The organism is Wolbachia endosymbiont (group A) of Ischnus inquisitorius (assembly GCF_964026985.1).
Taxonomy (GTDB): domain Bacteria; phylum Pseudomonadota; class Alphaproteobacteria; order Rickettsiales; family Anaplasmataceae; genus Wolbachia; species Wolbachia pipientis.
Genome location: NZ_OZ034715.1, coordinates 389,251 through 403,204 on the forward strand (window position 1 = coordinate 389,251; position 13,954 = coordinate 403,204).

Below are 13,954 nucleotides of genomic sequence, written 5' to 3' on the forward strand. Positions count from 1 at the left end.
ATAATAAATAAATTGAGAGGAAAGGTTACGGCAATGGAAAAGAAAAAGTTTTTTGAAATAATAAATGAGGTAAGCAAGAGTGAAGGTTTAAATGAGAATAATTTACTTGAAAGAATAGGGAATAAGCTAAAAGATGCAGACTCAATAGTATATAGCACTTATAACAATTTGAAGATAGGTAAGATGTTCAGTATATTAGATTCAGACAAAATTGTAAATTATATGTTGGTACATCTTGCTGTGGAATGTAACAGTGTACCAATAGTAAAACTCCTACTAGCAAAGGAAGCAAAAGTTAATGAACCAATATATGAACTTGATGAAGCTAAGTCTAAGCTAACTGCTTTGCACATTGCTGCTTTGCATGGTCATCAAGAGATAGTTCAGCTTTTATTGAATAATGACGCAAATCCTTTACTAAAAGATAGTCAAGGCCGAACTCCAAGGGATATTGTCGGCGATGTAGAAGGTAAAAAGGCTATAATAAAAATGTTAGAGGAAGGAGAACAACGTTATGCTGAGACAAGAGCTACGAGAAGACAACCTTATAGACAAGGCACTTTACTGCAGCCTAATAATAAAACTCCAGGAAATTTAGCTTTGAACGGAAATAACGTAACTGCTGCAGTACAAGCATGGGGTGCAAAACATCAGGAAGAGAATAGTAGAATTACACCAAACAACAAAAAAGTCTATGTACAAGATGAGGATGAACAGACTTCTTCAAACTCAATCGTTAATGAAAACAATACAGACAAAGTAGATGATACATTAGAAAAAGAACAGGCTATAAGAGAAAGAGATGCTATGGCGCAAAAGTTGCAAGAGGCAGAACAAAGACTTGCCAATAATCAGAAGCGCATAGAACATAATGACTTGCACAGTCAACATCCAGAGCAGTATACTACATATAATGGGGAACAGACCTTTTTAAATAAAAGTAATAGTGGCGATAGTGGAATATATTTTGATGCAGATGAATCTGAAGCTTTAGGCCAATCTATATTAGAAAATGGAGAAGATATTAATGCACAAGATAAAGATGGCGTGACCCATTTACATTTGGCTGTTGCAGATAACAATAAAGAATCAGTGGAACTTTTGGTAAAATGTGGAGCAAAAGTTGATGTACAGGATAAAGATGGACTGACCCCTTTACATTATGCTGCTGCATATGGTTGTGTAGAGATTGCAGAATATCTAGTAGAAGGTGGAGCAAATGTTAATGCACAAGATAAAGTTGAGCATACTCCCTTATATTATGCTCTTGCAAATGACAATAAAAAATTAGCAAAGCTTTTGATAAAGCATGGAGCAGATCGCTCATTGATAAAGGATGAAGACCTAATAGATAGACTAAACAGTATGTGTGATCAGCCATCTGAGGTTGTACCTAGTACCTTTTCTCATTCCAAAACACACAACGCAACGGAAACTCCAGAAAAAGCAGAAAAGGTTGAAAAACGTAAAGCTAAGTTAAAAGAATTACGTACTCAGCTAAAGGATGAGCAGAAAAAGAATGAATTGCTAAAACAAAAAATACAAGATCTAGAAAGTAAAAACACAACGCTTAATAGTGAATTAGAAAAAACAAAAACTAAAACAGACGAAGTACCATTAGAAAAAGCGCAAAAGGAACTAACAGAATTGAAAAGTTATATCACTGGACATGGAGCTAGGCTGGACACACTGGAGAAACTCAATGAAGAGAATGAATCACTAAGACAAGAAATAAAAAATCTAAAAAATGAAAACACAACACTTAAGGGTGAATTAGAAAAAACTAAAAAAAACGAAGTACCATTAGAAAAAGCGCAAAAGGAACTAACAGAATTGAGAAGTTATATCACTGGACACGAGACTAAATTGGAAGCACTGGAGAAACTCAATGAAGAGAATGAATCACTAGAACAAAAAATACAAGATCTAGAAAGTAAAAATACAACACTTAATAGCGAATTAGAAGAAAACGAAAATAAGCATTCTAAAACAAAAGTGTTGTTAGAAAAAGCGCAAAAGGAACTAGCAGAATCAAAAAGTTGCATAGTTGGGCATGAGACTAAGTTGAAAGAATTCGATAAAGAGAATGAATCACTAACACAAAAAATAAGAAGTCTGGAGAATGAAAACACACCACTTGATGGTGAACTGGGCAAAACTAAAACAAATGAAGTGTCACTAGAAAAAGTAGGAAAAAGACAATTTTCCCCAAAAGTTGCCTATGCGAGCCTTGCAGCTATGTTAGCAGTAGGTGCTGCTCTTAGTATTGCTTCCGGATTGTCTGCTCTATTAATAGTTGCAGCTTCTGTGGTATCTCCACTGATAGCTGGTGGCATTACATACACAATATCAAAACCCATCGCTGAACCAAAACCTACCACTGAATTGAAAGAAGTGAATATTCAAGATTCAGCACAACGGTGTTTGTAAAATTTAATTTGTACACTTGCTATAGATTCCAGTGCGTGACGCTGGAATGTAGTAAAAAGTATTTGTAAGTTACACAGTAGTGTGAATTTTTTACTTCGGTAGTTTTTCATTGTCATTATAATCATAATAATAGTTGAGTTTAATTGATATGAAAACTTTTACGAAAAATTTTAAAAATAACGAAAAAAAGCTAGAGGAGTTTAATAAGGAAATTGAAGATATAACAACTATAGCTCAAGATAAATTTGCACATGAACTTGAAAATATCGCATATGACAGTGTGCAAAAATTTCGCAGTCTGCTTGCTAAAGAGTTAAACTCCACCTTCAATAATATTCATTCTCAAAATGTCAATCTACTAAAATCCAGCCTAGTTGAATATGCTATAAGTTCAAATTTTATCAACAAAAAAGGAGAAACAGCTTTAATACGTTCTCTTCTTAATATATTCATACGATAAAGCACTCAGAGTTGTTGCTGCGCCAATTTAACTTAATGTTGCATGCAAGCTGCATAGCTAAAGTAAGTAAGATTTGCCCCACGCTGTCACGAGGTAAACCTTACTTATTCTAGCTATATCAAAAAGGAGGGTTATTATGTCAATAAGATCTACTTCACCAAGAATATCTGTGCAACGTAAATCTAAGCCTGAATCTTTTCCAGTTACTTTAGAAGAGGTTAAATCTTTTTTACGCATTGAGAACGACCAGGATGATAAGTTGATTTCAGATCTAATTTTTATGGCAACTGATTACGCTGAATGGCATATGGAAAAGTCACTGGTGAAACAAACATGGCAAGTTTCATATGAAGATTATGTACCTCGTAGGATCTATTTAAGCTATGGCCCTGTGAGTAAGATAGTATTGGCTACTGCAATGATGTCTAAAAATCAAGAGAAGAGTACACTTAAGTATTATTTTAGTGATGTAGGGGGCTACGTTGAGTTTTTCAATTGTTTGAATGCAATAAGAGTTGATGTTGTATACGAAGCTGGTTATGACAATGTTCCTGAGCAGATAAAACTAGGTATTATGCGGCATGTTTCTGCTCTTTACAAAAATCGTGAATCGGAGGTAAGTAGCCATTTATCTGAAGTGAAGAAGGTATATTCTCCATTTCGCGAACCAAAGGTTGTTTTGTAGCTCTTTCTGGTCATTCAAACTGGGCTACTACGTCATACCGTTACGGATAGATCCCGCTAACAAGCAGCGGGATGACGAGGTATAAACCTTATCGTCATACCGCCGCGGTATCTCAGCCGCTAACACGTAGCGGAATGACAGCAGTCCTACGTCATACCGTCACGGATAGATCCCGCTAACAAGCAGCGGGATGACGAGGTATAAACCTTATCGTCATACCGCGATTCATTCGCGGTATCTCTTAACATAGATCCCGCTAACAAGCAGCGGGATGACGAGTTTCTATATATCTTTCGAGGGTTGATTATGAAAAAAATTCAAGCTATAAACGAGTTGTACAGTAGCATTTACGAAGCACTAAAAGCAAACTCTGATTTAAGGAAATATGTTACTAACATTTATGACTACTTACCTAAACAGGTCACCATTCCTTACCTGAGATTGCGTGTAGTGAATTATAATAACCTGCATATGCTGTCCAATTTTGCTACAAAGGCAAGATTTTCATGCGACATATATACTTATCATATAGACAGTATGTTTGCCATTATAAGGCATATTAACTTGATACTTAAGAGCATTGAAGGTTTTAATAATGAGGCCATTTTAGAAAGTAATTGTGCTATGGATCAGCACGATGAAATTTTACATTCAACAATTAATTTTGATATTTTAATAAAAGGAGGTGATAATGAGCAAATTACAGCTAAAAATTAAAGATCATGACAATAATTTTATTGTGTTAAATAATATAAGAAACCTAAGGTTTACTTTGCGTAATAACAGAGAAGAGGTGAAAGATATTTCTTCTTTTGGCTGGAGGAAAGTGCTCGATTGTGCTGGAAGCAGACACATTACGATAAAAATTAATGGAATTTTAGACTCTGTATTAGCTGATGAATTATTACGTAATTCTGCTATGCTAAACTCTAATAATGATTATGAAATTAGTTTTAATGCTAAGGAAAAGATAAGGCTTAGGTGTTCAGTTGAATTGTATGAGAGGTATTATGATCCTGTTACTTTTGACAGCTTTACTGTAGTTTTAACTAGTGCTGAAGTTGTAAACGCTTTTCATTAATGTTAATTTAATTTTTTCATATACAATAATAACTGGTGAGAATTTTAACTAAATTAAAAAAAATCATGAATGACGAAAACCTTTTCGAGGAAGACGGTGATAATATTGAAGAAAATAACGATGATAAAAGAGAGAGAAGTTTAGAAAATGAAAATCAGCAAAATCAAGAAGAACAACACAAAGAGGAAGATAAGCAATACATAATACAGTATATTCAAGACTATTTGAAAGTTTTTGAGGATATTCTAAATCAGATCGACGAAGGAATTGATAATTCGGATAGTTACGAAAGGACTATGCAAATAAAGCGAAGCATAGACAGGCTCATAGAGACTTTATATAGTCAGGCTGCGTCCGAAGATATTGATGCAGAATTTGAAACTACCAAACACACTCGCGATAAATCAGAATCTATGAAAAGAGTTAGAGAGAAGAGAAGAAAGCAAGTGATAGAAGAAGTATTAAGTAGCATGTTTGCCCAGCAACAAAAGGAGCTAATGAACGCTAAACACTTAAGTCATGGACATGAAACAGCAAAAGATGGGGATGTCCACGAAGCAAAGGAAAAAGTGAAGTCTTCAATCAGGGGAGTGTTGTTTTCGGTGATTGCTCATAGGATGGATCCAAGAAGGAGGGCAGGGGAAACTGCTGACGGTAACGAAAAGCAAGCTCATATATATGGCAGGGAAGCAGTTGGTGGAGCTTTAGGTGCATTGTTAAAAACGTTTTTAACAGCAGTTATTGCCGTTGTGCGTGAAATTGCTAAGCCACTTCAGAAACCGGAAACATCTTTTGCAAAACAAGTTGAAGAAAGCAGAAACGCAGATTCACAAAAGGGTCGATCTGTGTAGATTTCTCCTTGTAATAATCTTTCGATTCTACTGTCTGTTAATTCAAATTAGGGTTATAAAATTTTAGAAGCCAGCTCTTATATAACCAATTTATAGCAAGAAATTACGATACAAAAATCAGCGTCCGTTAGAAAATATAGCCTTTCTTATAATAGTCCGAATGCGATAAGATATGTGTTTATGGCTATAGCAGGCCAGTAGCATATTACGGTCTGTTCGGATTATTGTAAAAAGAGCTATAAACATAACACAGGGTGATAGAGTTGCCCCTATCCATAAGCGTCAGTTAAGCTCAAAATTGTAAGCTTAAAATATGGTTGAATAATTATTAATAATAGTATATAATTATTAACGTTTTTCAGGCATTTTTGTTATGGGTGCGCCAAGTAAGCGTTTAGAATACAGTTGGTGAAAATCCAACTTAGGCAAAGTCTAGCCAACAGCCTAGAACAGACCATTATGCTGCGTGAGGTAACGAGCGTAGTAAAGCTAATGGAATGGACAATATAGGGTGCAATGAAAAATGACCTTACCCAGAAAAAGTGGAGAGAAAGTGTGGAATGTTTTTTACAAAAAGAATGATGCATCAAATTGTTCTGGAATGCAATAGTTAATAGTGACGTTGTTTGTTATAAAAAATTTCTATATATTCAAATATAGCAGTTTTGATATGCTGTTTAGAGTGCCGAGAGGTGTCTATTGGTAACTCCCTTTTTAGAGAACTGAAGAAGCTTTCTACAACAGAATTGTCGTAACAACAGCCTTTATTACTCATCTATATTCTTTACAGCTAAGAGATATTGATACCCTTGCGCAGTATAGCATTTCTCATAATAGTCCGAATAGGTCATAGGAAGGCAGAATCAACAGCACGACGAAAGGATTCGAATAGAGGAATGTTTTTCCTGGCTCTGTTTTTTATAGCAAACCAATGATGCTCAATTTTGTTAAAATCTGGAGAATAAGGCGGCAGATACAAAATTTCTGCACCGACTCCTTTAGCGAGCTTGATAAGCTTATCAGACTTATGAAAAGTAGCATTATCAAGAATGACAGTTTGTCCAGGTTCTAAGATCGGTGCCAAAAATTGCTCAAACCATCCATTAAAAATATCCATATTACAGTGGCCTTCAAATGTTAATGGAGCAACTATCTTTCTTCTACTTAAGGCTGCAACCATGCTGATTCGTTGAGTTTTTTTTCCAGATTTTAGGGCATAAAATCGCTGTCCTTTCTGGCAATACCCATATGGATAGTCCTCCGTGTTATCAATCCCAGACTCATCTATATACACTAAGTTTTCTGGTTCTTTTGTTGCTATAATTTTTAAGAATTCAGCACGTTTTTCTTCGTTCCTTTCCTTGTATCCATATGTCTTTTTTTGCGCGTAAATCCAATTTTTCTGAGAGCTCGGTGGATCGTTTGGATACTAACGTTGCCCCAAAGTTTAGCCATTTCCGACAGAGTTTTTCTACCGTGTTTTTTAGCAAATTCGATAAACTTATTCCAGTCGATAATTTTCTGATTGTAACCTCCATTACCGAGTTTTTTTGACTGAAAGTCGCCTGTTTCTTTTTTTCTTTGCTGCCACTCCCACAAAGTAGTTCGTCCAATTTTAAATCTTGCTGCCACTGCTTCTCTGCTTTCCCCTTCGTCTAGTGCTTCCATTGCTTTTTTTCTTAAATCATAACTATATGCTGCCGGCATCCAACCTCCTTATCGCCATCTATCCTTAATCTTATCATATCCGGACTTCTGTGGAAAGAGCTATAAGAGGTTGTCCGGAAACAAGTAAAAGGCTATAATATCTGAAATTTTAGTACGGGGTAAAGATGAGAAAAAAGTATCCAACAGATCTAAGCGAAAGGGAATGGGCAAGAATAGAAAAACACTTCAGAGTATCATACAAGAAAGGAGGAAGGCCGCAAAAGTATAGCAAAAAAGAAATATTAGAAGCAATTTTCTATGTATTGCGTACAGGGTGTCAATGGCGGTATTTACCAAATGATTTTCCGCTATGGAAGACTGTGTATGAGCAGTTCAGGCAATGGAAGAAGCAGGGAATTTTTGAGAAAATGAATTATGAAATTACAAAATATAGTAGAAGAAAAATAGGAAGGAATGAGCAGCCGAGTGCCTGTATAGTAGATAGTCAATCTGTAAAGACTACAGAAAAGGGGGGATCAAAGGCTATGATGGAAGTAAAAAAGTAAAGGGTAGAAAAAGGCATATAATTACAGACACTCAGGGTTTTATACTAGGTTGTTACGTAGGCGCTGCTAACGAAAATGATAGAGATGGTATTAAAATAGCATTAAACAATATGAGAACAAAATATACTAAAGTTAAAAAAATGTGGGCTGACATGGGATACCAAGGAAGAAATTTAAAGAATCACATAAAGGAAGAATATGACATAGATATTGAAATTGTTAAAAGGCCTCCATGTAGATTTTGGGTGCACAAAGATACGCCACCTGAGCTACTACCAACAAGAGAACAAGGGTTTAAAGTACAGCCAAGAAGATGGGTTGTAGAAAGGACTTTTGCTTGGGTTAATAGGAATAGAAGGCTATCGAAGGAGTATGATTTACTCACAACATCCACTGAGAATTTCATATACCTAGCTATGAGTAGGGTTATGTTAAAGAGGGAATATGCTTGAATTTACTAGTTTCCGGACAACCTCTAACTTCGGGTAATTGCTCTGCCGCCAACGTTTGTTCACCTATATTCCAAGCTGCAAGACGAGCACTGCAAATCAATGAAGTACACAAATCAACAAACAAATTGCCAATGGTGCCTGTTGTTCCATTTGGTTCAAACTCGGATACAATTTCCCCAGAGCTGGGTAATCTCATACCAGAACCATCTGCTGCAATAAGTCTATAGCCTCTCCAACTCAGGTTCATCCTGATAGGCTGTTTGGATGCTTAAATTCTTGAAAGCCTGTATGGCAAATCTTATATCTTGCTTTAGAAAAAGCTTGCTTTGAGGGTACATGTCAATGGCTCCATAAGTTCACATTCTATTCCCAAACTTTTTTTAACTAACTTTAAAATCATAGAAAATACTGTCGAAAAAGGAAGTTTTCTTGTTCGTGTAAAACTCAACACAATGGATTTTCTGAAAAGTTTTCGAGTATATTATATTTTTAATTTGTAGAATAAGGTTTTTTCCTTTTTGCATGTTTCACCTAAAAAGGACACATTTTAAACTTCTTTGTTGAAATAAAATAGAAACAAAAGTGCTGTTTCCTGCGGCTTCTGGATAATTTAATGGTAAAAGTTTTAGAGAGAAATTTTATACACTATCGCTGATATTTTTCCTTAAGTTGACGCCATTGTGTGAACGGTTACGGTTTCCCGTCTTCACCATGCTATATAGAAAAAAGTCTGGATTCCAATTTGCATGACAATATGGAGTATCTGCTTCTTTCATCCCAGTGGGATCTTTTATTCCATTTTATCAACAGTTTATTTTGCAGTATCAAACAATTTTAATCCTATAATCCCGAATGTAACTAAAATAAAGCATATTACTTCGAATAAATTAACTGGTTCATCAAATAGGTAAACTCCAAGTATCGAAGCTCCTATAGCGCCCACTCCAGTCCAAATTGCATAGCATACTCCGATAGGTATAGAACGTGTAGCGAGCGAAAGTAAATATGTACTAAGAGCCATGGAGAGTATGCTAATTATTGATGGTACGAGATGAGTAAATCCATAACTATGCTTAAGTGTTATGACCCAGAACACTTCAATTAGTGACGATAAGAGTAAATATATCCAATTCATGCATAAATTTTTAGGTTTAAATAGAGAGCTTTAGCCCTATGCTTCCTATTACAATTAAAACGATACATAAAACTTGAGATAAATTAATATTCTCTGTGAAAGTGGTTGCACCAACTATAGTTATTCCAATTGTGCATATTCCAGAGGAAACTGCATAGCATACCCTAATAGGTAGAAAGCATGCTGCAAGAGATAAAAAGTAAATGCTAATGATCATAATTACCAATGTTGCAATCGAAGGCACAACTTTAGTAAAACTGTTACTAAACTTTAGCGTTACAGCCCACAGTATCTCTAGGATACTAGACAGCAACAAATACAACCAGCACATTTTCGTAACATTTCAATCTTGTATTGTAACAGAAATTGTTAGTTAAAACTACACTAAAGTGCAATAGATCTCTCTTTCGGAATTGCTTTAATATCAAACTTAAAACAACATCCTAAAAAACTTTTCTACGAAATTCAATTCCTGCACGTCATTTGCTGCATAAAGTGGTGTAGTTTGTTGCTCAATACCTGGTATTTCTACAAAAACTTTGCCCACTTCTTGACCTTTTTTAATGGGTGCAGGTATCATATCTTTATATTCAATACGCACCTTAATTTGGTCATGCAATTTGCGGTTGTAAGTTATGGTAACATCGTTTGCAACTGTAATAGGCACTTTTCTATCTTTTCCATAGAGAACATTTACTTCCTCAACTACGCTGTCTTTAACGAATATTTTCTTAGTGTTAAAATGATTTAAGGAGTATTGTATCAATCTTTTTGCTTCTTCTATTCGCTCTTTCTCAGTGTTTAAACCATTTACGACAGCAAAAATTCTCCTATCATTTCGTTTTGCAGATGCTACAATGCCGTAACCACCAGCATTTGTATAACCGGTTTTTAAGCCATCAACCCCAATATCGTGAAAAAGTAGAAGATTTTTATTCTTTTGTACAATTTCATTATATGTCAAATATTGTTCGGAAAATAAATCATAATATTCAGGAAAATCGGTGAAAATCCTTTTTGCCAGCATTACCAAGTCTTTTGCGTTCATAAAATGATCTTCATCTGGCCACCCGCTTGAGTTGACAAAATGACTGTCATTCAGATTCAAATTTTGTGCAACTTCATTCATTTCAGCCACAAAATTCTCTTCTGATCCTGCAATGCCCTCGGCTAGTGTTATGCAGGCATCATTGCCTGAGACTATTGTAATTCCTTCAAGTAATTCCCTCACCGTAACGGATTGACCTTCTTTCAAAAACATAGAAGAGCCTCTCCTTTCCCACGCTTTTCTACTTACTCGAAATTTATCCTCCATGTGTATTATTCCAGCTTTTAGATAATCGAAGGCTATATATAAAGTCATTAGCTTGCTCATTGAAGATGGGGCCATTTTTTCATCAGAATTATGGTCAAAAATGAATGAGTCTGAAGCTAAATCTAAGACTACTGCTTGCTTTGCTTTGGTTCTAAACTGGTATGAGTATGAAGAAAAAGGAAGTATAAAAACTAATAGCAAAATTACCAATCTGCTTAACATATTTATAATTTTAAATTTATAGTGTACTAATTAATAGTATAATTTTACAGGGGCATTTCAATAGATCTCTTGCATAAAAATTCCTTGACAAACCTCGCCAGCCCCCTTATCACGAAACTGAAGCTATTTATTTATCTTCTCTGTACAGATTAAATGACAAAAAAACTCACGTGTCTGGCGTCTCATGTTTAATTTTTTGCACTATGTGCACCTTATGTCTTTATAAAATTTCTAGGTTTTTACCTAATATAAGCTAAAATGCGCTTATAAAGCATTTAAAACATAAAAAAACGCCAACTTAAAAAATGGATAGTGAATAACTAGCTACCCTAGGGTTTCTTTTGCCTTTTTTTCTGTTTAGTAAATTTCTTAAACATTTATGACTAAAGGTTAGTTGCATTAAAAAGCAGCTAAATCGCGGTTATTAAGCGTTTAGAATAAAAAAACGCCATACTTGAAAGTATAATGTAAGTAATTAGCCAACCACGGGGCTTCTTTTGCCTTTTTTTTCGTTTGGTAAATTTCTTAAATATTTATAGCTAAACGACAACCGTCATCCCGCTACGTGCTAGCGGGATCTATGCCAAGAGATACCGTGAATGAATCGCGGTATGACGGTTCGCGGTGACATGACGATAACCTCGTCATCCCGCTACGTGTTAGCGGGATCTATGTTAAGGTATGGCGGTTAAATAAGGGATCTATGTTAAGAGATACCGCGAATGAATCGCGGTATGACGGTTCGCGGCGGGATTCCAGTGTCTGGGCACTGGGATGACAGGAAAAGGGGCTACTTGGATTACAGCAGATCACCTCTTCACAAAGATTTTATCAGTAATACGCATATCAATAATACTCCAATCGCTGAAAGTAAAATCAGTTGTATTGTGTAAGTGGTTTAAATAGTCCCATGCACTATAAGGGTTATCTTCAGGCAGTTTTACTGTGGAATCGTTATCAAGTATGATATTCCATCTTCTATTCCCTATATAAGCAAAAGAAGAAATGTGGTCACTTAATTGAGTTTTACTCTCTAACACATCTTTAACAAATTCTAGGTTTGATAATGAGTTTTGTCCTGTAATTACAACAAGATCATCTACTAGATAGTCATCTACGATCACTTTACCTTCAAAATCAATTACCGAGGTTTTGTTATTATCTTTCCAGAGAGCAAACGGTTTATGCTCATCTATATTAATGTGTAGAGTATTGGGCAAAATTCTGTGAACTCTTACGTGTTTTATCCATCTGCTTACGGATTGTATGTTACCGGCAAGTTTTGAAAGTGACATATACAGGATAGGTTGCGTTCTATCTGTCAAACTTAGAATATCCTTTTTGTTTGTAAATTTATTGCCGCTCACGACTACTTCGTCGATTGAAAATCCACTGCTGAGTAATAAACTAGATAGGCAGTCATTATACCAAGTAAAGTAGTAATTAAATCGATTTATTATTTTATCAAGTGAGCTGTAAAGTATTAGCGTAAGAAAAAGTGCTGTGATAATAACCAAGGCACACTTACGCAAAAAACTCCTTTGGCTTCTAGTAATACTGCTCAACATGACTTAAATCCCTAATATTTTTGTGCTGCAAACTATCTTCAATAATAATTTTAACTAATTCATTAAAATTGATTCCTTTTGCCAATTTTGCAATTTCTGGCACTAACGATAACTCAGTAAAGCCAGGATGTGTATTAATCTCAAGCATTTTTAAAGTGTTATTTTTGGGATTATAACGGAAATCTGAGCGGGAAATAGTTTTGCATCCTAAAAATTGATGAACTTTCAGTGCGTGTTCCAAGGTCATTTTATATATATTGTTAGGAATTTCAGCAGGAAATATATGTTCTGCAAATCCATCTGTATACTTTGCTTCATAATCATAGAATTTATTTTTTGGTCGTACTTCTATAGTGCCAATTGCTTCATCCAGCAATACAGCAGTATGTAACTCTATTCCTGGGACATATTCTTCTATGATCATCAAGTCTCTTGAATAGTCTTTTGTCATCCCAGTATTTGACACTGGGATCCATTTTTCTTTTTCCTGGTCACGCGCTGGAATAACACCAAATATGTTTTTTAATTTTAAGTAATCCTTGTTTGAGAAAATTATGTGTACTCCGATACTTGAGCCTTCATTGATTGGTTTTAAGACATACGGATAATCAATTTTAATGTTATTTTTTAGTACATCTTCTCGATTAATTATGTAACCTTTTGGGGTATCAATGTTCAGGAACCAAAATATATGCTTTGACATTGCCTTGTTCATAGCAACAGCAGAAGCCATAACTCCTGAGTGTGTATATTTTATGCCTAAGATTTCCAATAAACCTTGAGTGCAGCCATCTTCACCATAAGGTCCATGCAGAGCGATAAAAGCAAGGCCCGGATTAATTTTTTTAAGCTTTTCAGCAATGTTGCTGTCAACATCTATTTCTATTGCATTATATGAAAGGCTATCAAGTGCCTTCTTTACTGCTTTTCCGCTCATAAGCGACACTTCTCTCTCACAAGAAAACCCACCACTTAAAATTGCTATAGTTGGAACCATAAGCATTCTATGTTTTACTATATAGCATATATAATGGTTACATTAAGCTTATTAAATACCTACTTTGGCTAACTATAAGACCTTCTTACTTTCTTCAAGCACTTTTTTTATCCACTTCAAATAGCGTGCTCGGCAACGGTACTGGCATGTTTGCTGTACCTTTATACTGTTCACAGACAAGCTTTTCTAAATCCTCAGCAGATTGTTCTTTTGCTTCTTCTTTTTTCACTACTCCACTAGTTACTAAATCAATTAAGGCTGTATTGTGTATTATCATTCGATTATTTAGCTCAAATATCTTTTTTGTATCAAGTGAAGAGTTTTTAATTAAGGCAGATAGTGCATGCATATATTTGTCTATATCAGAAAGACTTTTGCTTGTATCATAGTTGCTAACTAACATATATTCTTTCAAACGCTCAATTTCTTCTGGAGTAAACTTGTAAACTTCATCAAGTTTCCTTATTAAAGATATAGTAAGTATTCTACCTAGAACTCTCAATTCTCTAATAAATTGTATTCCTTCTCCTTCAGGATAAGACATT

Annotated in this window: 15 protein-coding genes and 2 pseudogenes; 7 read left to right on the forward strand and 10 right to left on the reverse strand. The window is 35.1% G+C overall.

What is annotated here, in order from left to right; all coding sequences use genetic code 11:
- Nucleotides 1-33: 33 nt before the first annotated feature.
- The 6 genes from AAGD90_RS02025 (at nucleotide 34) to AAGD90_RS02050 (ending at nucleotide 5,507) form a co-directional block, all read left to right on the forward strand.
- Nucleotides 34-2,430, forward strand: a complete 2,397-nt coding sequence (locus AAGD90_RS02025) for an ankyrin repeat domain-containing protein (protein ID WP_341822041.1) — start codon at nucleotides 34-36, stop codon at nucleotides 2,428-2,430.
- A 148-nt stretch (nucleotides 2,431-2,578) separates the two neighbouring features.
- Nucleotides 2,579-2,890 (forward strand): hypothetical protein, encoded by a 312-nt coding sequence (locus tag AAGD90_RS02030; RefSeq protein WP_015588824.1) that lies wholly within the window; start codon nucleotides 2,579-2,581, stop codon nucleotides 2,888-2,890.
- A gap of 136 nt (nucleotides 2,891-3,026) precedes the next feature.
- Nucleotides 3,027-3,575 (forward strand): head-tail connector protein, encoded by a 549-nt coding sequence (locus tag AAGD90_RS02035; protein WP_095742630.1) that lies wholly within the window; start codon nucleotides 3,027-3,029, stop codon nucleotides 3,573-3,575.
- A 306-nt stretch (nucleotides 3,576-3,881) separates the two neighbouring features.
- Nucleotides 3,882-4,292: a DUF3168 domain-containing protein gene (locus AAGD90_RS02040; protein ID WP_155968841.1), complete on the forward strand. Its 411-nt coding sequence runs from the start codon at nucleotides 3,882-3,884 to the stop codon at nucleotides 4,290-4,292.
- Nucleotides 4,267-4,656 carry a phage tail tube protein gene (locus tag AAGD90_RS02045; protein WP_209473189.1) on the forward strand — a complete coding sequence of 130 codons (390 nt, stop codon included), beginning with the start codon at nucleotides 4,267-4,269 and terminating at the stop codon, nucleotides 4,654-4,656. Before AAGD90_RS02040 ends, AAGD90_RS02045 begins: the two co-directional genes overlap by 26 nt.
- A 65-nt stretch (nucleotides 4,657-4,721) precedes the next feature.
- Nucleotides 4,722-5,507: a hypothetical protein gene (locus tag AAGD90_RS02050; RefSeq protein ID WP_070356729.1), complete on the forward strand. Its 786-nt coding sequence runs from the start codon at nucleotides 4,722-4,724 to the stop codon at nucleotides 5,505-5,507.
- Between the two features lie 117 nt (nucleotides 5,508-5,624).
- On the opposite strand, the gene AAGD90_RS02055 is transcribed toward AAGD90_RS02050, so the two are convergent.
- The 3 genes from AAGD90_RS02055 to AAGD90_RS02060 form a co-directional block, all read right to left on the reverse strand.
- The gene (locus AAGD90_RS02055; RefSeq protein WP_341822042.1) at nucleotides 5,625-5,753 is read right to left on the reverse strand and encodes a hypothetical protein; all 129 of its coding nucleotides are present in this window, start codon (nucleotides 5,751-5,753) and stop codon (nucleotides 5,625-5,627) included.
- A 364-nt stretch (nucleotides 5,754-6,117) separates the two neighbouring features.
- Entirely contained in the window at nucleotides 6,118-6,282 is a 165-nt protein-coding gene (locus AAGD90_RS07165) for an IS3 family transposase (protein ID WP_141456809.1), read from the reverse strand.
- Nucleotides 6,283-6,354: 72 nt separating this feature from the next.
- Nucleotides 6,355-7,214 (reverse strand): IS630 family transposase gene (locus tag AAGD90_RS02060; protein ID WP_156518142.1). Its coding sequence is split into 2 segments (ribosomal slippage): nucleotides 6,355-6,890 and nucleotides 6,890-7,214, totalling 861 coding nucleotides; the frame shifts between segments, so codons are not numbered across the junction.
- A gap of 125 nt (nucleotides 7,215-7,339) precedes the next feature.
- Between AAGD90_RS02060 and AAGD90_RS02065 the strand changes: the two are divergent.
- Nucleotides 7,340-8,172 (forward strand): annotated as a pseudogene (locus AAGD90_RS02065) (IS5 family transposase).
- Nucleotides 8,173-8,197: 25 nt separating this feature from the next.
- Here AAGD90_RS02065 and AAGD90_RS02070 read toward each other — a convergent pair.
- From AAGD90_RS02070 to AAGD90_RS02100, 7 genes and pseudogenes are all read right to left on the reverse strand, one after another.
- Nucleotides 8,198-8,696 (reverse strand): annotated as a pseudogene (locus AAGD90_RS02070) (IS4 family transposase); the annotation flags it as partial.
- A gap of 287 nt (nucleotides 8,697-8,983) precedes the next feature.
- The gene (locus AAGD90_RS02075) at nucleotides 8,984-9,307 is read right to left on the reverse strand and encodes a DMT family transporter (protein WP_197907124.1); all 324 of its coding nucleotides are present in this window, start codon (nucleotides 9,305-9,307) and stop codon (nucleotides 8,984-8,986) included.
- A 16-nt stretch (nucleotides 9,308-9,323) separates the two neighbouring features.
- A complete protein-coding gene (locus AAGD90_RS02080; protein WP_341822043.1) occupies nucleotides 9,324-9,638 on the reverse strand; it encodes a DMT family transporter in 315 nt (104 codons plus the stop codon).
- Nucleotides 9,639-9,737: 99 nt separating this feature from the next.
- Nucleotides 9,738-10,844, reverse strand: a complete 1,107-nt coding sequence (locus tag AAGD90_RS02085) for a D-alanyl-D-alanine carboxypeptidase family protein (RefSeq protein ID WP_010082605.1) — start codon at nucleotides 10,842-10,844, stop codon at nucleotides 9,738-9,740.
- Nucleotides 10,845-11,653: 809 nt separating this feature from the next.
- A complete protein-coding gene (locus AAGD90_RS02090; RefSeq protein WP_341822044.1) occupies nucleotides 11,654-12,412 on the reverse strand; it encodes a cell division protein FtsQ/DivIB in 759 nt (252 codons plus the stop codon).
- Nucleotides 12,393-13,415 carry a D-alanine--D-alanine ligase gene (locus AAGD90_RS02095; RefSeq protein WP_341814580.1) on the reverse strand — a complete coding sequence of 341 codons (1,023 nt, stop codon included), beginning with the start codon at nucleotides 13,413-13,415 and terminating at the stop codon, nucleotides 12,393-12,395. The genes AAGD90_RS02090 and AAGD90_RS02095 overlap by 20 nt, the downstream gene beginning before the upstream one ends.
- A gap of 88 nt (nucleotides 13,416-13,503) precedes the next feature.
- Complete coding sequence (locus AAGD90_RS02100; RefSeq protein WP_341822045.1) at nucleotides 13,504-13,953, reverse strand: hypothetical protein; 450 nt, start codon at nucleotides 13,951-13,953, stop codon at nucleotides 13,504-13,506.
- Between the last annotated feature and the right edge of the window lies 1 nt (nucleotide 13,954).

What these genes read in the sequence shown, in the direction of transcription:
- AAGD90_RS02055 (WP_341822042.1), bottom strand. Translation starts at nt 5,753, where the DNA reads ATGTTTATAGCTCTTTTTACAATAATCCGAACAGACCGTAATATGCTA.
- AAGD90_RS02085 (WP_010082605.1), bottom strand. Translation starts at nt 10,844, where the DNA reads ATGTTAAGCAGATTGGTAATTTTGCTATTAGTTTTTATACTTCCTTTT.
- AAGD90_RS02040 (WP_155968841.1), top strand. Translation starts at nt 3,882, where the DNA reads ATGAAAAAAATTCAAGCTATAAACGAGTTGTACAGTAGCATTTACGAA.
- AAGD90_RS02045 (WP_209473189.1), top strand. Translation starts at nt 4,267, where the DNA reads ATGAGCAAATTACAGCTAAAAATTAAAGATCATGACAATAATTTTATT.
- AAGD90_RS02050 (WP_070356729.1), top strand. Translation starts at nt 4,722, where the DNA reads ATGAATGACGAAAACCTTTTCGAGGAAGACGGTGATAATATTGAAGAA.
- AAGD90_RS07165 (WP_141456809.1), bottom strand. Translation starts at nt 6,282, where the DNA reads ATGAGTAATAAAGGCTGTTGTTACGACAATTCTGTTGTAGAAAGCTTC.
- AAGD90_RS02035 (WP_095742630.1), top strand. Translation starts at nt 3,027, where the DNA reads ATGTCAATAAGATCTACTTCACCAAGAATATCTGTGCAACGTAAATCT.
- AAGD90_RS02090 (WP_341822044.1), bottom strand. Translation starts at nt 12,412, where the DNA reads ATGTTGAGCAGTATTACTAGAAGCCAAAGGAGTTTTTTGCGTAAGTGT.
- AAGD90_RS02030 (WP_015588824.1), top strand. Translation starts at nt 2,579, where the DNA reads ATGAAAACTTTTACGAAAAATTTTAAAAATAACGAAAAAAAGCTAGAG.
- AAGD90_RS02100 (WP_341822045.1), bottom strand. Translation starts at nt 13,953, where the DNA reads ATGTCTTATCCTGAAGGAGAAGGAATACAATTTATTAGAGAATTGAGA.
- AAGD90_RS02075 (WP_197907124.1), bottom strand. Translation starts at nt 9,307, where the DNA reads ATGAATTGGATATATTTACTCTTATCGTCACTAATTGAAGTGTTCTGG.
- AAGD90_RS02025 (WP_341822041.1), top strand. Translation starts at nt 34, where the DNA reads ATGGAAAAGAAAAAGTTTTTTGAAATAATAAATGAGGTAAGCAAGAGT.
- AAGD90_RS02080 (WP_341822043.1), bottom strand. Translation starts at nt 9,638, where the DNA reads ATGTGCTGGTTGTATTTGTTGCTGTCTAGTATCCTAGAGATACTGTGG.
- AAGD90_RS02095 (WP_341814580.1), bottom strand. Translation starts at nt 13,415, where the DNA reads ATGCTTATGGTTCCAACTATAGCAATTTTAAGTGGTGGGTTTTCTTGT.